This is a genomic window from Pseudomonas sp. KK18 (genome assembly GCF_037094675.1).
GTDB lineage: Bacteria > Pseudomonadota > Gammaproteobacteria > Pseudomonadales > Pseudomonadaceae > Aquipseudomonas.
Map to the genome: position 1 here is coordinate 284,046 of NZ_CP146605.1, position 15,470 is coordinate 299,515.

13 protein-coding genes are annotated in these 15,470 nt (G+C 62.0%); 4 read left to right on the plus strand and 9 right to left on the minus strand.

Annotated features, from left to right (window positions below):
- The first annotated feature begins 290 nt into the window (after positions 1-290).
- Positions 291-2,252, plus strand: a complete 1,962-nt coding sequence (gene betT / locus V6607_RS01270) for a choline transporter BetT (protein WP_003211865.1) — start codon at positions 291-293, stop codon at positions 2,250-2,252.
- 3 nt (positions 2,253-2,255) lie between these two features.
- Here the strand turns inward: betT and V6607_RS01275 are convergent, their stop codons facing one another.
- Complete coding sequence (locus V6607_RS01275) at positions 2,256-2,504, minus strand: hypothetical protein (protein ID WP_134325541.1); 249 nt, start codon at positions 2,502-2,504, stop codon at positions 2,256-2,258.
- Between the two features lie 177 nt (positions 2,505-2,681).
- Positions 2,682-3,413 (minus strand): SDR family oxidoreductase, encoded by a 732-nt coding sequence (locus tag V6607_RS01280; protein ID WP_134325543.1) that lies wholly within the window; start codon positions 3,411-3,413, stop codon positions 2,682-2,684.
- A gap of 119 nt (positions 3,414-3,532) precedes the next feature.
- On the opposite strand from V6607_RS01280, the gene V6607_RS01285 reads away from it, so the two are divergent.
- The 3 genes from V6607_RS01285 to mgrA all read left to right on the plus strand — a co-directional run bounded on the left by V6607_RS01285 (position 3,533) and on the right by mgrA (position 7,060).
- The gene (locus tag V6607_RS01285; RefSeq protein WP_008435806.1) at positions 3,533-4,423 is read left to right on the plus strand and encodes a LysR family transcriptional regulator; all 891 of its coding nucleotides are present in this window, start codon (positions 3,533-3,535) and stop codon (positions 4,421-4,423) included.
- Between the two features lie 161 nt (positions 4,424-4,584).
- Complete coding sequence (locus V6607_RS01290; RefSeq protein WP_134327613.1) at positions 4,585-5,913, plus strand: OprD family outer membrane porin; 1,329 nt, start codon at positions 4,585-4,587, stop codon at positions 5,911-5,913.
- A gap of 109 nt (positions 5,914-6,022) precedes the next feature.
- Positions 6,023-7,060 carry an L-glyceraldehyde 3-phosphate reductase gene (mgrA, locus tag V6607_RS01295; protein ID WP_003211877.1) on the plus strand — a complete coding sequence of 346 codons (1,038 nt, stop codon included), beginning with the start codon at positions 6,023-6,025 and terminating at the stop codon, positions 7,058-7,060.
- A 147-nt stretch (positions 7,061-7,207) separates the two neighbouring features.
- Here mgrA and tauD read toward each other — a convergent pair whose 3' ends face one another.
- The 7 genes from tauD to V6607_RS01330 form a co-directional block, all read right to left on the minus strand.
- Positions 7,208-8,044, minus strand: coding sequence for a taurine dioxygenase (tauD, locus tag V6607_RS01300; protein ID WP_003213162.1), 837 nt, complete (start codon positions 8,042-8,044; stop codon positions 7,208-7,210).
- Between the two features lie 21 nt (positions 8,045-8,065).
- Positions 8,066-8,902, minus strand: coding sequence for a taurine ABC transporter permease TauC (gene tauC, locus V6607_RS01305; protein WP_134325545.1), 837 nt, complete (start codon positions 8,900-8,902; stop codon positions 8,066-8,068).
- Positions 8,899-9,678 carry a taurine ABC transporter ATP-binding subunit gene (gene tauB, locus V6607_RS01310; protein WP_023659332.1) on the minus strand — a complete coding sequence of 260 codons (780 nt, stop codon included), beginning with the start codon at positions 9,676-9,678 and terminating at the stop codon, positions 8,899-8,901. Before tauB ends, tauC begins: the two co-directional genes overlap by 4 nt.
- An 18-nt stretch (positions 9,679-9,696) precedes the next feature.
- Complete coding sequence (gene tauA, locus V6607_RS01315; protein WP_003213167.1) at positions 9,697-10,674, minus strand: taurine ABC transporter substrate-binding protein; 978 nt, start codon at positions 10,672-10,674, stop codon at positions 9,697-9,699.
- Positions 10,675-10,920: 246 nt separating this feature from the next.
- Positions 10,921-12,504 carry a glutamate--cysteine ligase gene (gshA, locus tag V6607_RS01320; protein ID WP_003213168.1) on the minus strand — a complete coding sequence of 528 codons (1,584 nt, stop codon included), beginning with the start codon at positions 12,502-12,504 and terminating at the stop codon, positions 10,921-10,923.
- Positions 12,505-12,718: 214 nt separating this feature from the next.
- Positions 12,719-13,102 carry a PaaI family thioesterase gene (locus V6607_RS01325; protein ID WP_003213170.1) on the minus strand — a complete coding sequence of 128 codons (384 nt, stop codon included), beginning with the start codon at positions 13,100-13,102 and terminating at the stop codon, positions 12,719-12,721.
- Positions 13,102-15,426 (minus strand): Tex family protein, encoded by a 2,325-nt coding sequence (locus V6607_RS01330; RefSeq protein ID WP_102367889.1) that lies wholly within the window; start codon positions 15,424-15,426, stop codon positions 13,102-13,104. The genes V6607_RS01325 and V6607_RS01330 overlap by 1 nt, the downstream gene beginning before the upstream one ends.
- Between the last annotated feature and the right edge of the window lie 44 nt (positions 15,427-15,470).

Consider the following 15,470-nt stretch of genomic DNA (forward strand, 5'->3'; position numbering starts at 1 on the left):
AAATTCGAGCCGTATTTCACTCAGCAATCGCTGAACGTTTCGTCATCCCCATACGTCATACCTTTCCTTGAGCTAGTGTAGGAAACACCTACCACTCGGCCCTGCGATTAGTCCTCAAACCCCTATCCATGTTTAACTTGACTGTTCGTTCAAGTTAAATCGGTGGTTCGCTGCCCGCTCACAACAGGAGGCTTACCTTTGCTGAGTCCGTTTTTTACAGCCACATCCCATACCCTTGAGGTGCGCCCTACATGAGTGCATCGTCCACACCTTCCAGCGGTCTGGTCCGCATGAACCCGCCGGTGTTTTACTTCGCCGCGAGCTTCATCCTGCTGTTCGGCCTGACCGTCATCGCGATTCCCGAACAAGCCGGCGCCTGGCTGCTGGCCGCACAAAACTGGGCGGCCAACACGGTCGGCTGGTACTACATGCTGGCGATGACCCTGTATCTGGTCTTCGTGGTGGTCACCGCGTTATCGGGCTACGGCAAGATCAAACTCGGTGCCGACCACGACGAGCCCGAATTCAGTTACCTGTCCTGGGCCGGCATGCTGTTCGCCGCCGGGATCAGCATCACGCTGTTTTTCTTCTGCGTGTCCGAACCCCTGACTCACCTGGTGCAACCGCCCCAGGGCGAGGCCCTGAACGGTGACGCCGCGCGCCAGGCCATGCAGATCCTGTTTCTGCACTGGGGCCTGCATGGCTGGGGCGTGTTCGCCTTCGTCGGCATGGCCCTGGCGTACTTCGCCTACCGGCATAACCTACCGCTGGCGTTGCGCTCGGCGCTGTACCCGCTGATCGGCAAGCGCATCAACGGCCCCATCGGTTATGCGGTGGACGGCTTCGGCATCATCGCCACGGTGTTCGGCCTCGGCGCCGACATGGGCTTTGGCGTGTTGCACCTCAACTCCGGGCTCGATTACCTGTTCGGCGTGGCCCACACCCAGTGGATCCAGGTCGGCCTCATCACCTTGATGATGGGCGCGGCGATCCTGGTGGCGGTCTCCGGCGTCGACAAGGGCGTGCGGGTGATGTCCGACATCAACATGCTGCTGGCCTGTGCGCTGCTGCTGTTCGTGTTGTTCGCCGGCCCTACCCAACACTTGCTCAACACCCTGATCCAGAACATCGGCGACTACCTCGGCGCCTTGCCGACCAAGAGTTTCGACCTCTACGCCTACGACAAACCGAGCGACTGGCTGGGCGGCTGGACCGTGTTCTATTGGGCCTGGTGGATCGCATGGTCGCCGTTCGTAGGCCTGTTTATCGCGCGCATTTCCCGCGGTCGTACCATCCGTGAATTCGTGTTCGGCGTGCTGTTGATCCCGCTGGGCTTCACCCTGGCGTGGATGTCGATCTTCGGCAACAGCGCCATCGACCAGGTGCTCAACCACGGCCTTACGGCGCTGGGACAGTCGGCCATTGATGACCCGTCGATGAGCCTCTACCTGCTGCTGGAAACCTACCCGTGGAGCAAGACGGTGATCGCGGTCACGGTGTTTATCAGCTTCGTGTTCTTCGTCACCTCGGCCGACTCTGGCACGGTGGTGCTCTCGACCTTGTCGGCCAAAGGCGGCAACGCCGATGAAGACGGGCCGAAGTGGCTGCGGGTGTTCTGGGGCGCGATGACCGCGTTGGTGACCAGCGCGCTGCTGTTTGCCGGCAGCATCGACTCGCTCAAGTCGGCCGTGGTACTGACCTCGCTGCCGTTCTCGATGATCCTGCTGCTGATGATGTGGGGGCTGCACAAGGCGTTCTACCTTGAGTCGCAGAAGCAGATTGCGCAGATGCATTCCCTCGCGCCGGTATCGGGCTCACGCAAGGGCACGGGCGGTTGGCGCCAGCGCCTGAGCCAGGCGGTGCATTTCCCGTCACGGGATGAGGTGTACCGTTTCCTCGAGACCACGGTGCGCCCGGCCATCGAAGAAGTGACGGCGGTGTTTGTCGAAAAAGGCCTCAACGTGGTCACCCAGCCTGACCCGGCCAATGACAGCGTCAGCCTGGAGATCGGCCACGGCGAGCAGCACCCGTTTGTGTATCAGGTGCAGATGCGCGGCTATTTCACCCCGTCATTCGCACGGGGCGGCATGGGTTCCAAGCAGCTCAACAACCGCCGCTACTACCGGGCGGAAGTGCACTTGAGCGAGGGCAGTCAGGACTACGATCTGGTGGGCTACACCAAGGAGCAGATCATCAACGACATCCTCGACCAGTACGAACGGCACATGCAGTTCCTGCACCTGGTTCGTTAAGGCTCAGGCCCTGATAAACAGGGCCAGTGCCACCAACGGCGCACCGAATACCCCGCTGCCGATCACCAGCTCCGAGATCAGGGGCTGGCCGGCAGTGACCACGCCTACCGCGCCGTTCACCACCGACACCACCAGCCAGATCCCGACAAAGCTGTAGGCCAGAATGTGCCGGCTGACGCCCAGCTTTTGGCCGATGAACAGCATCAGCGCGAGGAGGATCAGGCCGCAGGTGATGACGAGGGCGGTGTGCATATCTGAAGTCTCCTGATACCCGCTGATTTTCCATGGACAGCAAACCTGTGGCGAGGGAGCTTGCTCCCGCTGGGCTGCGCAGCGGCCCCAAAAAAGATGGGAGCGCTGCGCACTCCAGCGGGAGCAAGCTCCCTCGCCACAATAGTAGTTTGCCGTTGAACGAGCGTTTGCCGGCCTTCAGACCAAACCACCATTGGCCCGCAGGATTTGCCCGTTCACCCAACCACCGGCCGGGCTCACCAGGAACGCCACCACGCTGGCGATATCTTCCGGTTGGCCCAGGCGTTCCAGCGGTGCCATCTTGGCCAGGCCCTGGATCTGCTCTTCGCTTTTGCCATGCAGGAACAGTTCGGTCGCCACCGGCCCCGGGGCAACGGCGTTGACGGTGATGCGCCGGCCGCGCATTTCCTTGGCGAACACCTGGGTCAGGGATTCCACCGCTGCCTTGCTGGCGATGTACACCGCATAACCGGGGAAGTTGAGGCCGACGGTGCTGCTGGAGAAATTGACGATGCGCCCGCCGTCGTTCAGGCGGGTGGCGGCTTCACGCAGGGCGTTGAAGGTGCCGCGGGTATGGATGTCGAAGTTCTGGTTGTAGAGCTCATCGCTGTGTTGGGCCAGCGGCAGCACCTTGAGGATCCCGGCGTTGTTGATCAGCACATCAACCTTGCCCAGCTGGGCTTCGGTCTCGTCGAACAGGCGCTTGACGTCGGCGGCGCTGGCCACGTCGCCCTGGATCGCTATGGCTTGGTGGCCGGCCTGGCGCAACTCCACTACCAGCCTTGACGCTTCGGTGGCGCTGTTGGCGTAGTTGATGGCGACGGCATAACCGTCGGCGGCCAGTTGTCTGGCAACCACGGCGCCGATGCCGCGTGAGGCGCCGGTAACGATAGCAACTTGGGTAGTCATGATCGGGTTTCCTTGGGGCAGTGGTTGGGTGTGGAAGCAGATTCACATGTTTACCCAGGCCGATAAATGCGCCAGAGTTGCCTTGACTGTTCAAGAATCGCCAACAATGGAGACGCGCCGTGGACCAGGTCAAAGCGATGAAAGTGTTCGTGAGGATTTACGAACGCAGCAGCTTCACGCTGGCGGCCGATGACCTGAACCTGCCGCGCGCCACCCTGACCCACACCCTCAACCAGTTCGAGGCCTGGCTCGGCACGCGCCTGCTGGAACGCAGCACCCGCCGCGTCCGCCCCACGCTGGATGGCGAGGCCTACTACCTGCGCTGTGTGCAACTGCTGGCGGAGCTGGAAGAGGCGGAACTGGCCTTCCGTTCGGTGGCCCCCAAGGGCCGCCTGCGGGTGGATTTGCACGGCACCCTGGCCAAGTACTTCGTGATTCCGGCGCTGCCGCAATTCATGGCGCGCTACCCGGAAATCGAGCTGTCCATCAGCGAGGCGGACCGCTTCGTCGACCTGATCGCCGAAGGCGTGGATTGTGTGCTGCGGGCGGGCACCCTGGGGGATTCGGCGTTGATCGGTCGCCGGGTTGCGACGCTGCGCCAGGTGACCTGCGCGAGCCCGGCCTACCTGCGCAAATACGGCGAGCCGAAGCGCCTCGCCGACCTGGGCGAGCACCGTGCGGTGAACTATGTTTCACGCACCACCGCGAAGCTGTTCCCCTTCGAATTCATGGTCGACGGCCAGGTGCAGGAAGTGACGATCGAGGGGGCGCTGTCGGTGTTCGGCGCAGAGATTTATGCCGCCAGCGCAGTCGCCGGACTGGGCATTATCCAGTGCCCGCACTACCGCATCGCCGAGCTGATCAACCAGGGCGTGATGCAGGAAATCCTCATTGATACACCACCGCCGCCCATGCCGGTTTCGGTGCTCTACCCGCAAAACCGACACATGTCGCCGAGGGTGCGAGTGTTCGTCGATTGGCTCGCCGAAATCTTCGCCACTGCCCGCTAACCCGCGTCTTTACTGGGTTTCTTAAATTTAATTTCATCCGGGTAAAGGGTGTTTTGACTCCGAACTGTCACATGGCCATCGCCTAATTGTGTGAAGCGTTTGACGCTTTCATTTCAGAACAGTGACGGAGACCGGTACCAATGAAGACGTTATTAAGCCCCATGGTGGGTGCCGCCATGGCGAGCTTTATGCTGTCCGCCCACGCCGATTTTATCGATGACAGCCACGCCGACGTGACCCTGCTCAACCGCTACCTCAACCAGCAGGGGCGGGATGTGGTGAACAGCAATAACAAGGCCCACAGCATCCGCGATTGGGGCCAGGGTTTTGAGTTCAACTTCAAGTCCGGCTACACCGATGGGCCGGTGGGCTTTGGCCTGGACCTGCAGGCGTTCTACGGTTTGAAACTGGACTCCGGCGGCGACCTCAATGACAAGGATCACCAGGGCCGCTACCCCGGCAGCATGTTCCCGCTGGATAACGGCAAGTCGGCCGACCAGTTCGGCGTGCTCAGCCCGACCTTCAAGATGCGCTTCGCCCAGGATGAATTGCGCGTCGGTACGCTGTACGGCAACAGCCCGGTGCTGGCCAACACCGACGGCCGCCTGTACCAGCAGACCAACACCGGCGTGCAGTTGGTTTCCAAGGACTTGACCGACTTCACCTTTACCGCCGGTGACATCCTCAAGACCAAGATCCGCAACGAAACCGGCGACCAGGGCATGATCACCGCCGGCGGTACCAAAGAGAGCGATCGCTTCCTCTACGGCGGCGCGGACTACAAAGGTTTGCCGGACACCACCGTCAGCCTGTGGTACTCCAACCTTGAGGATTACTACCAGCAGTTCTTCCTCGGTGCCAAGCGCCATGACGCCTTGCCTGTCGGCGCGATCGACACCGACGTGCGCCTGTACCGCAGCCTGGGTGTGGGTGAAAACGCCGCGGGCGACAAAGACTATTCGGCTGCGGGTCTCTACGGCGATGGCACCTCCAAGGGCCGCATCAACCAGTCCACCGTCAGCCTGTTGGAAAGCTACAGCCTGGACGGCCACACCGTCGGCCTGGGCATCCAGAAAAACAGCGGCGACAGCGACTTCCCGTACCTGGATTCCGGCCTGAACAGCGGTGCCAGCAACCAGGGCCCGGGCTCGGGCGCCGACACCCCGGCACTCACCAACATGCAACTGAACAAATTCCAGCATGCCGGCGAGCGCACCTGGCTGGCGCAGTACAAATATGACTTCGGCAAACTCGGCCTTAACGGCCTGACCTTCGCCACGTCCTACGCACACGGCGATGACATCCGCACCACCCAAGGCACTACCAGTGAATGGGAACGTAACGTCACCGTGGCTTACCAGGTGCCCACCGGCACCCTCAAAGGCCTCGGCGTAACCTGGCGAAATGCCCACGCCAGCCCGGATATCACCGGTGCCACGGTGCAAGATGAAAACCGCTTCTATGTAAGCTACGTCGTTCCACTCTGGTAGGACTTTGCTGTAAAAGGGATAGGCAGACTTAAGCGATTCAGCTGCTTAAAAGGCCCGGGAATATGCTTATTCCCGGGCCTTATTTGCCCCAAGTCCAAGAGAGGATTCGATGACTTACATTGCTGCCGAAAACCGCTATGAATCTATTCCTTACCGCCGCGTAGGTCGCAGCGGACTGGTGCTGCCGGCACTGTCCCTGGGGCTGTGGCACAACTTTGGCGACAGCACCCCGATCGATACCCAGCGCGCCTTGCTGCGCACCGCGTTCGACCTGGGTATCAACCACTTCGACCTGGCCAACAACTACGGCCCTCCATACGGCAGCGCCGAGATCAACTTCGGTCGTTTGCTGCGGGAAGACTTCAAGCATTACCGCGATGAACTGATCATCTCCAGCAAGGCGGGCTGGGACATGTGGCCGGGCCCTTATGGCCAGGGTGGCGGTTCGCGCAAGTACGTGCTGGCGAGCCTCGACCAGAGCCTGCAACGCCTGGGCGTCGACTACGTGGACATCTTCTACTCCCACCGTTTTGATGCCGACACCCCGCTGGAAGAAACCGCCAGCGCACTGGCCACCGCCGTGCAACAGGGCAAGGCGTTGTACATCGGGATCTCGTCCTACTCCGGCGTGAAAACCCGGGAAATTGCGGCGCTGCTCCAGGAGTGGAAAGTCCCGCTGCTGATCCACCAGCCGGCCTACAACCTGCTCAACCGCTGGGTGGAAAAAGACCTGCTGGACGTCACCGAAGAACTCGGTGCCGGGGTGATCGCGTTCACGCCATTGGCCCAGGGCCTGCTGACCGACAAATACCTCAACGGCGTACCGGCGGATGCGCGGGTCAATCGTCCGGGGGGTGGTTCGTTGCAGGCCAAGCACTTGTCCGAGGCCAACATCGCCCACGCCCGCGCGCTGAATGAAATTGCCAAGCGCCGTGGCCAGAGCCTGGCGCAGATGGCGTTGGCGTGGACGTTGCGTGATCCACGGGTCACCAGCGCCCTGATCGGCGCGAGCCGGCCGGAGCAGATCATTGAAAACGTCGGTGCGTTGCAGAACCTGAGCTTCAGCGCGCAGGAACTGGCGGAGATTGATCGGTTTGCCCAGGAAGGCGGGATTAACTTGTGGGAGAAGCCGTCTACGGCTGAATAAGCGGTAGAGCCCGATTCCTGCATCAACCTCTACCCAATGTGGGAGCGGGCTTGCTCGCGAAAGCGGAGTGTCAGTCACTGGATGTGTCGACTGATTCACCGCTTTCGCGAGCAAGCCCGCTCCCACATTTGATTTGTGGTGTGCCTGCTAGAACGGCACATCTCCAAGAATCGTCGCCCGATGCATCACCCGCCGCTGCGGCCGGTAATCATCCACCGCGTAATGCTGGGTCACGCGGTTATCCCAGAACGCCACGTCATTTTCCTGCCAACGCCAGCGAATGGTGAATTCCGGCCGTGTTGCATGGGCAAACAGCAGCTTCAACACCACGTCGCTTTCCGCCGGCTCCAGTTCGTTGATCTTGCTGGTGAACCCCTCGCTGACGAACAGCGACTTACGCCCGCTCACCGGGTGGGTACGAATCACCGGATGAGACAGCGGCGGGTTCTTGCGCCGGGCTTCTTCCCAGCGCGCCAAATCTTCCGGCGTGTTGCCATAACGCTCCAGCGGGAAGGAGCGGGTGAAGTCATGGGTTGCCGTCAAACCGTCCAACAGTTTCTTGAACGGCTCGGACAGCGCCTCATACGCGGCAATCCCGCTGGCCCACAACGTATCGCCACCAAACTCCGGCAGCAGCTTGGCGCTGAGCACCGCGCCGAGGGCCGGGGTCGGGAGGAAGGTCACGTCGGTGTGCCAGATGGCGTTGTCGCGCACGTCGGTCACGGCGGTGTCGAGGATCAGCACTTCTGGCTGCTCCGGCACGTTGGGGTAGATCGGGTGAATGTGCAGGTCGCCGAAATTCGCCGCGAACCGCGCCTGTTGCTGCGGGTTGATCGGCTGGTTGCGGAAGAACAGCACCGAATGCTTGAGCAGCGCCTGTTCGATGGCGTCGCGGTCTTCAATGTTCAACGGTTGGGTGATGTCGACGCCACTGATCTGGGCGCCAAGGGCGGTGCTGAGAGGTGTTACGGTCAGGCTGCTCATGGGATTCTCGTCGAAAATTTTTCAGTGTGCCTGGCCATGCCACGGCACCAATTTGCGCTGCAGGGCACGCAAGCCCATTTCCATGGCGAAGGCGATCAGCGCGATCACCAGAATCCCCAGCACCACCACGTCGGTGACCAGGAATTGCGCGGCGGACTGCACCATGAAGCCCAGGCCGCTGGTGGCCGCGATCAATTCTGCGGCTACCAGGGTCGACCAACCCACGCCCAGGCCAATTCGCACGCCGGTGAGGATGTCGGGCAGGGCGCTCGGCAGGATCACATGGCGAATCAGTTGTGCCCGGGTAGCGCCCAACGACTGCGCAGCGCGCAGTTTGGCCGGGTCGACGGTACGTACGCCGGTGGCGGTCGCGATGGCGATCGGCGCGAAAATCGCCAGGTAGATCAGCAGTACTTTGGACAACTCGCCGATGCCGCACCAGATCACGATCAGCGGCAGGTAGGCCAGTGGTGGAATCGGCCGGTAGAACTCGATCAGCGGGTCGAGAATGCCCCGGGCGATGCGGTTGGAACCGATGGCAATCCCCACCGGCACGGCGGTCAGCACGGCAAAGCCGAGGCCCAGGCCGATGCGCTTGAGGCTCGCGCCCAGATGCTGCCACAGGGTGGAGTCCATGTAGCCGGTGGTCGCCAGCAGCCAGCCTTTTTGCAGCACGGCCGAAGGCGGTGGCAGGAACAGCGGCTCGATCAGCCCGCTGGCGGTCACGGCCCACCAGATGGCAACCAGGGTCACCAGGGTCAGCACGCTGATCCAGCGGGTGCTCAGGCTGCGGCGCACGGGCACGACGGGTTTGCTCACCGGCTTGGCGGCCGTGGCCGGTAATTCGTAACTGCTCATGCGGACACCTGCCTTTGCGAGAACACCTTGCCCAGCACGTGTTCGCGGGTTTCGATAAAGCGCGGGTCGGACTTGATCGCGCGTGCCGACTCACCGGCGGCGTAGCGCTGGCCGAAGTCCAGGCTCAGGCGCTCGACGATCTGGCCGGGGTTGGGCGCCAGCAGAATCAAATCCGTGGCGAGGAACACCGCTTCTTCGATGTCGTGGGTAATCAGGAATACCGGTTTGGCCGTGCGCCGCCAGACTTGCAGCAACAGCTCCTGCATCTGTTCGCGGGTGAAGGCATCAAGGGCGCCGAAGGGTTCGTCCATCAGCAGTACGCGGGGGTCGGCAGCCAATGCACGGGCCAGGCCGACACGTTGCTTCTGGCCACCGGAGAGTTGCCAGATACGACGGCTGTCGAAACCGGCGAGGTCCACCAGGGCGAGCATTTCCCGGGCGCGGATTTCCCGCTGGTCCTTGGGCACGCCTGCCAACTCCAGGCCGAAGCCGACGTTGGCCAGCACGTCCTGCCAGGGCAGCAGGGCGTCGTCCTGGAACACCACGCCGCGTTCGGCGCTCGGTCCTTTTACCGGCACACCGTCAAGGGTGATGCGCCCGGCGCTGGGTTCGACAAAGCCGGCAATCAGGTTCAACAGCGAAGTCTTGCCACTGCCGGAAGGGCCGAGGGCCACCAGCAATTGCTGGGGCCCAAGGCTCAGGGAAATATCTGCCAGTACTGGCTCCGGGCTGCCTGGGTACTGTGCGCTGATGCGCTCCAGTTGTAGCAAGGCCATCGCGGTTAACTCCTGGTATCAGTTAGTGATGAACTTCGGGCTGACGTACGGGGCGTAGTCCGGCAGTACGGCGTCGACCTTGCCTTGTTCCTTGAGGAACGCGGCGGTATCGGTGACAGCCTTGGTGGTCGGTGCGCCGAGCAGGGTGACCTGGTCAGCCGCCAGCGGGTAGACGTTGCCTTGCAGCAGCAGCGGAATGTCGCTGGCCTTGGCCCCGGAGAGCTTCACCAGTTTGTCGACGTTGCCTTTGTCAGCCAGCCAGGCTTGTGGGTCTTTGCGGTAAGCGGCATAGGCATCCAGGGTGACCTTGGCAAAAGCCGTGACGATTTCCGGGTGCTTCTCGGCGAAATCCTTACGCACGATCCAGGCATCGAAGGTCGGCGCGCCGAACTTGGCCAGTTCGCCGGAGGTGATCAGCACCTTGCCGTTTTCCTTGGCCACGCCAAGCGCTGGGTCCCACACGTAGGTGGCGTCGATATCACCACGTTTCCAGGCGGCGATGATGGCCGGCGGGGCGAGGTTGAGGATGGTCACTTTGGACGGGTCGATGTTCCAGTGCTTCAACGCGGCCAGCAGGCTGTAGTGGCCGGTGGAAACGAATGGCACGGCGACTTTCTTGCCGATCAGGTCCTGCGGGCTGTTGATCCCGGAACCGTTGCGGGCCACCAGGGCCTCGGCCCCGCCGATCTGGGTGGCGATCAGGAAGGTTTCCACCGGAACCTTGCGGGTCACGGCAGCGGTCAGCGGGCTGGAACCGAGGTAGCCGATCTGCACGTCACCGGAAGCGATGGCGGCGATGATGTCGGCACCGTTGTCGAATTTGCGCCAGTCGATCTTGGCGTTGGTGGCTTTTTCGTACGCGCCGTCGGCCTGGGCGACTTTCGCCGGGTCAACGGTGGTCTGGTAAGCGATGGTCACGTCGGCGGCCTGGGCAAACAGGCTGGCACCGGCCAGGGACAACGCCGCCAAGAGGCGAAGGGGGAAGTGCAGTTTCAAGGGGGAAGTCCTCATCAGGCGGCCGGAGGTCGGCGTGTGAGAAGACTAAATGATCTAAGAATCCGAAAATAAATAACATTTTCGAATTAGCTTATGAGGAGAAACTCGCGCGCCAGGCTAGAAGGCGCGTAGGTCAAATGTGGGAGCGGGCTTGCTCGCGAAAGCGGTGAATCAGTCACCGAATACATCGACTGATACAACGCTTTCGCGAGCAAGCCCGCTCCCACAGGGGTCTGTGTCAGGCTTTTAGTTGCTGATGGCGAGGATGCTCGCCTGGTACGACCCGACAAACACGTCAAAATCGCCCACTTCGTTCTGCTCAAGCTCCGCCTGCTGCGCCAGCGAACTGCGCGCCAGCTCCTCAAAACGTGCCTGTTCCTCTGCCTTCAACGGCTCGCTGCGGAAGTACTCCGCATGCACCTGGCTCTGATGCAGCGAGAACTGCGCAAAGCTCTCTTTACGCTCGCTCATCGCCGCCAGCACCTGGGCCGACGGGGTCAGGGACGAATCCTTGACCTTCGCCAGCTGCGCGTCCAGCGCCTGGCTGTGTTCATTGATGCCCTGGCTCTGGTCCAGCATCGCCGCCAGCGGAGCAATCTGCTCCAGCAGCTCTGCCGCCCATTCCTTCATGTCCACCGATTCGCCACGGCGCTGCAATTGCAGGCCCGGACGGCGGCCTTCCTTGACCACGCTGAGGAAGTTGGAGGTGGCGTTGCCGCACTCATTGTCGGCGAACAGCGGGCTGTCATTCAGCGCGCAATACAGCAGGAACGCATCGAGGAAGCGCGACTCTTGCAAGTCGATGCCCATCGGCAGGAACGGGTTGATGTCCAGGCAGCGCACTTCAATGTACTGGATGCCACGGGCCATCAGCGCCTGGATCGGCCGTTCGCCGGTGTAGGTCACGCGCTTGGGCCGGATGTTGGAGTAGTACTCGTTTTCGATCTGCAGGATGTTGGTGTTGAGCTGAACCCACTCACCGTCCTTATGGGTGCCGACTTCGACGTACGGTGCGTAGGGTGTTGCCACAGCTTCGCGCAAGCTGTCGGTGTAGCTCGCCAGGTCGTTGTAGCACGGCGTCAGGCCGGCCTGGGCGTTGCTCTGGTAACCCAGGTCGCTCATGCGCAGGCTGGTGGCGTACGGCAGGTACAGGGTGTCGGCGTCCAGCACTTCGAGCTGGTGCGAACGACCGCGCAGGAAACCCGCGTCCAGGGCCGGCGAGGCGCCGAACAGGTACATCAGCAGCCAGCTGTAGCGGCGGAAGTTGCGGATCAGCGCGATATAGGCCGTGGACTGGTAATCCCGGTCGGTGCCCACAAAGCCTTCGGCTTCCTTGAGCAACGGCCAGAGTTCTTCCGGCAGGGAAAAGTTGTAGTGGATCCCGGCGATGCACTGCATGGTCTTGCCGTACCGCAGGGCCAGGCCCTTGCGATACACGTACTTGAGCTGTCCGATGTTGGAGGTGCCGTAGTAGGCAATCGGAATATCTTCCTCGGCCGGCAACGGGCACGGCATCGATGGACTCCACAGGTACTCGCTGCCGAGCTTGCTGTAGGCAAAACGGTGGATCTTGTCGAGGCTGCTCAGGGTATCGGCCGGGTTGGGCAACGCCGGCGTGATGAACTCAAGCAGCGACTCGGAATAGTCGGTGGTGATCTGTTCGTGGGTCAGTGCAGCGCCCAGGGCCTCGGGATGCGGCGTTTGTGCCAGTCGGCCTTCACCGGTGACGCGCAGGCATTCGCGCTCGATGCCGTGCAGGCATTGCTCGAGCAAAGAGAGGTGTTCGTGCTTGCCGAGCAGGGCCAGGCGGCGGTTGAGAAGTTCGCTCAAGTTGGATTCCTTCACGCGTCAGTCGCCCCAATATGGGGGTGGTCAGGACGGTCTACAAGGGTGAAGTGGAAACTGGCGTTATCGCCTGGTTTTTGAGCCGGATTGACCCACTCTGAAAGAGCCGCCCTCGTCCCTGAATCTGGCTATCGCGCACGAGGAAAAGTTCGGCGCAACTTTCGAAGCGCCGAAATTAACTCAAATCGATGACAGGGAGCTATAGGACAGCGAAGGTGCCTTGTGCTTTTGCGACCAGTTTTTCGTCCTGGTACACGTCCGCCTCGACCACCAGCGTGCGCCGACCCGGGTGAATCACTCGGGCGGTGCACAGCACATCGCCGTCGGAAACGGCGCGGATGTAGTTGATCTTGCATTCGATGGTCGCGCTCTGCTGGTCGAAACCATGGGAGCTGGAACACGCCAGCCCCATGGCAATGTCCACCAGGCTGAAGATCGCCCCGCCATGGAGCTTGCCAGCGCGGTTGCGCAACTGCGGTTCCAGGGTCAAGGCCACCTCGGCAACACCGGTTTCCAGGCGCTGCAGGCGGCAGCCAATGAGTTCGCTGAACGCGCTGTGGGTCAAGCCGGCTGGCAGTTCCATTAACGTTTCTTCAGTTGTTTGGCGTTGGCGAACAGCGAAGCCATGGCGTTGTTGGCCGGGGCTGGCGCAGCGGTTTCCTTGCGGGGGGCGGCGCCTTGGGACTGGCGTGGCGCCGAGCCCGGGCGTGCGCCGCGGGCACCGTCGATTTTCTCGCCCGGGGTGTCGCTCATGCGCATCGACAGGCCGACGCGTTTGCGCGGGATGTCGACTTCCATGACCTTGACCTTGACCACATCACCGGCTTTCACCGCTTCACGCGGGTCCTTGATGAACTTCTCCGAAAGCGCAGAGATGTGCACCAAACCGTCCTGATGCACGCCGATATCCACAAACGCGCCGAAGTTGGTCACGTTGGTCACCACGCCTTCGAGGATCATCCCCAGTTGCAGGTCCTTGAGGTCTTCGACGCCTTCCTGGAATTCGGCGGTCTTGAACTCGGGACGCGGGTCGCGGCCAGGTTTTTCCAGCTCTTGCAGGATGTCGGTGATGGTCGGCACGCCGAAGGTTTCGTCGGTGTACTTCTTCGGGTCCAGGCGCTTGAGGAATGCGGCGTCGCCGATCAGCGAGCGGATGTCGCGGTCGGTTTCAGCGGCGATGCGTTGTACCAGCGGGTAGGCTTCCGGGTGGACAGCCGAGGAATCCAGCGGGTTGTCACCGTTCATGACGCGCAGGAAGCCGGCGGCTTGCTCGAAGGTTTTTTCGCCAAGGCGTGCGACTTTTTTCAGCGCTGCACGGGTCTTGAACGCACCGTTTTCGTCGCGGTGGGTCACGATGTTCTGCGCCAGGGTGGCGTTGAGACCGGAAATGCGGGCCAGCAGCGCAACCGAAGCGGTGTTTACGTCCACGCCCACGGCGTTCACGCAGTCTTCAACCACGGCGTCCAGGCCGCGAGCCAGTTTCAGCTGCGACACGTCGTGCTGGTACTGGCCGACGCCGATGGATTTCGGGTCGATCTTCACCAGCTCGGCCAGTGGGTCCTGCAGGCGGCGAGCAATGGACACGGCGCCACGGATCGACACGTCGAGGTCCGGGAATTCCTTGGAAGCCAGTTCAGACGCGGAGTACACCGAAGCGCCGGCCTCGGAGACCATCACCTTGGTCATCTGCATGCCTGGGTATTTTTTGATCAGCTCGGCGGCCAGCTTGTCGGTTTCACGGCTGGCGGTGCCGTTGCCGATGGCAATCAGGTCCACCGAGTGCTTGGCGCACAGGGCGGCCAGGATGGCGATGGTCTGGTCCCACTTGTTGTGCGGCACGTGGGGGTAAACCGTGGCGTGATCCAGCAGCTTGCCGGTGGCGTCGACCACGGCAACCTTGCAGCCGGTGCGCAGGCCCGGGTCGAGGCCCAGGGTCGCGCGTGGGCCGGCGGGTGCGGCCAGCAGCAGGTCGTGCAGGTTGTGGGCGAATACGCTGATGGCTTCGGTTTCGGCGCCGTCGCGCAACTCGCCCAGCAGGTCGGTTTCGAGGTGGGTGTAGAGCTTGACCTTCCAGGTCCAGCGCACGACCTCACTGAGCCACTTGTCCGCAGGACGATTCTGATTCTGGATGCCGAACTGTTGACCGATCATGCCTTCGCACGGGTGCATGGTGCCTGGCAGCTCGTCGCCGACTTTCAGCGCGGAGCTCAGGATGCCTTCGTTGCGGCCGCGGAAAATCGCCAGTGCACGGTGGGACGGCATGCTTTTCAGCGGCTCGTCGTGTTCGAAGTAATCGCGGAACTTGGCGCCTTCCTCTTCCTTGCCGGCGATTACGCGGGCACTGAGGGTGGCTTCCTGCTTCAGGTAGTTGCGCAGTTTTTCCAGCAGGTTGGCGTCTTCGGCGAAGCGCTCCATGAGGATGTACTTGGCGCCTTCGAGGGCGGCCTTGACGTCGGCCACGCCTTTTTCGGCATCGACAAAGCGTGCAGCTTCGGTTTCCGGGGCCAGGGACGGGTCGTTGAACAGACCGTCGGCCAGCTCGCCGAGGCCGGCTTCCAGGGCGATCTGGCCCTTGGTGCGGCGCTTCTGCTTGTACGGGAGGTACAAGTCTTCGAGGCGCGTCTTGGTGTCGGCGAGCTTGATGTCGCGTTCCAGCTGCGGGGTCAGCTTGCCTTGCTCTTCAATGCTGGCGAGGATGCTGATACGCCGTTCGTCGAGTTCTCGCAGGTAGCGCAGGCGCTCTTCCAGATGCCGCAACTGGATATCATCGAGGCTGCCGGTGACTTCTTTACGGTAACGGGCGATGAAGGGCACTGTGGAGCCTTCATCCAGTAGAGCGACGGCCGCTTCGACCTGTTGTGGGCGTACGCCGAGTTCCTCGGCGATGCGGCTGTTGATGCTGTCCATAAAACCACCTGAAATTCTGAAAGCAGGCTCGCAGGCCCGGAAAA

Bases quoted from the DNA above. Each gene is read 5' to 3' on its own strand.
- betT (WP_003211865.1), top strand. From the start codon at position 291: ATGAACCCGCCGGTGTTTTACTTCGCCGCGAGCTTCATCCTGCTGTTC.
- mgrA (WP_003211877.1), top strand. From the start codon at position 6,023: ATGACTTACATTGCTGCCGAAAACCGCTATGAATCTATTCCTTACCGC.
- V6607_RS01290 (WP_134327613.1), top strand. From the start codon at position 4,585: ATGGTGGGTGCCGCCATGGCGAGCTTTATGCTGTCCGCCCACGCCGAT.
- V6607_RS01330 (WP_102367889.1), bottom strand. From the start codon at position 15,426: ATGGACAGCATCAACAGCCGCATCGCCGAGGAACTCGGCGTACGCCCA.
- V6607_RS01325 (WP_003213170.1), bottom strand. From the start codon at position 13,102: ATGGAACTGCCAGCCGGCTTGACCCACAGCGCGTTCAGCGAACTCATT.
- tauB (WP_023659332.1), bottom strand. From the start codon at position 9,678: ATGGCCTTGCTACAACTGGAGCGCATCAGCGCACAGTACCCAGGCAGC.
- tauC (WP_134325545.1), bottom strand. From the start codon at position 8,902: ATGAGCAGTTACGAATTACCGGCCACGGCCGCCAAGCCGGTGAGCAAA.
- tauD (WP_003213162.1), bottom strand. From the start codon at position 8,044: ATGAGCAGCCTGACCGTAACACCTCTCAGCACCGCCCTTGGCGCCCAG.
- V6607_RS01275 (WP_134325541.1), bottom strand. From the start codon at position 2,504: ATGCACACCGCCCTCGTCATCACCTGCGGCCTGATCCTCCTCGCGCTG.
- V6607_RS01280 (WP_134325543.1), bottom strand. From the start codon at position 3,413: ATGACTACCCAAGTTGCTATCGTTACCGGCGCCTCACGCGGCATCGGC.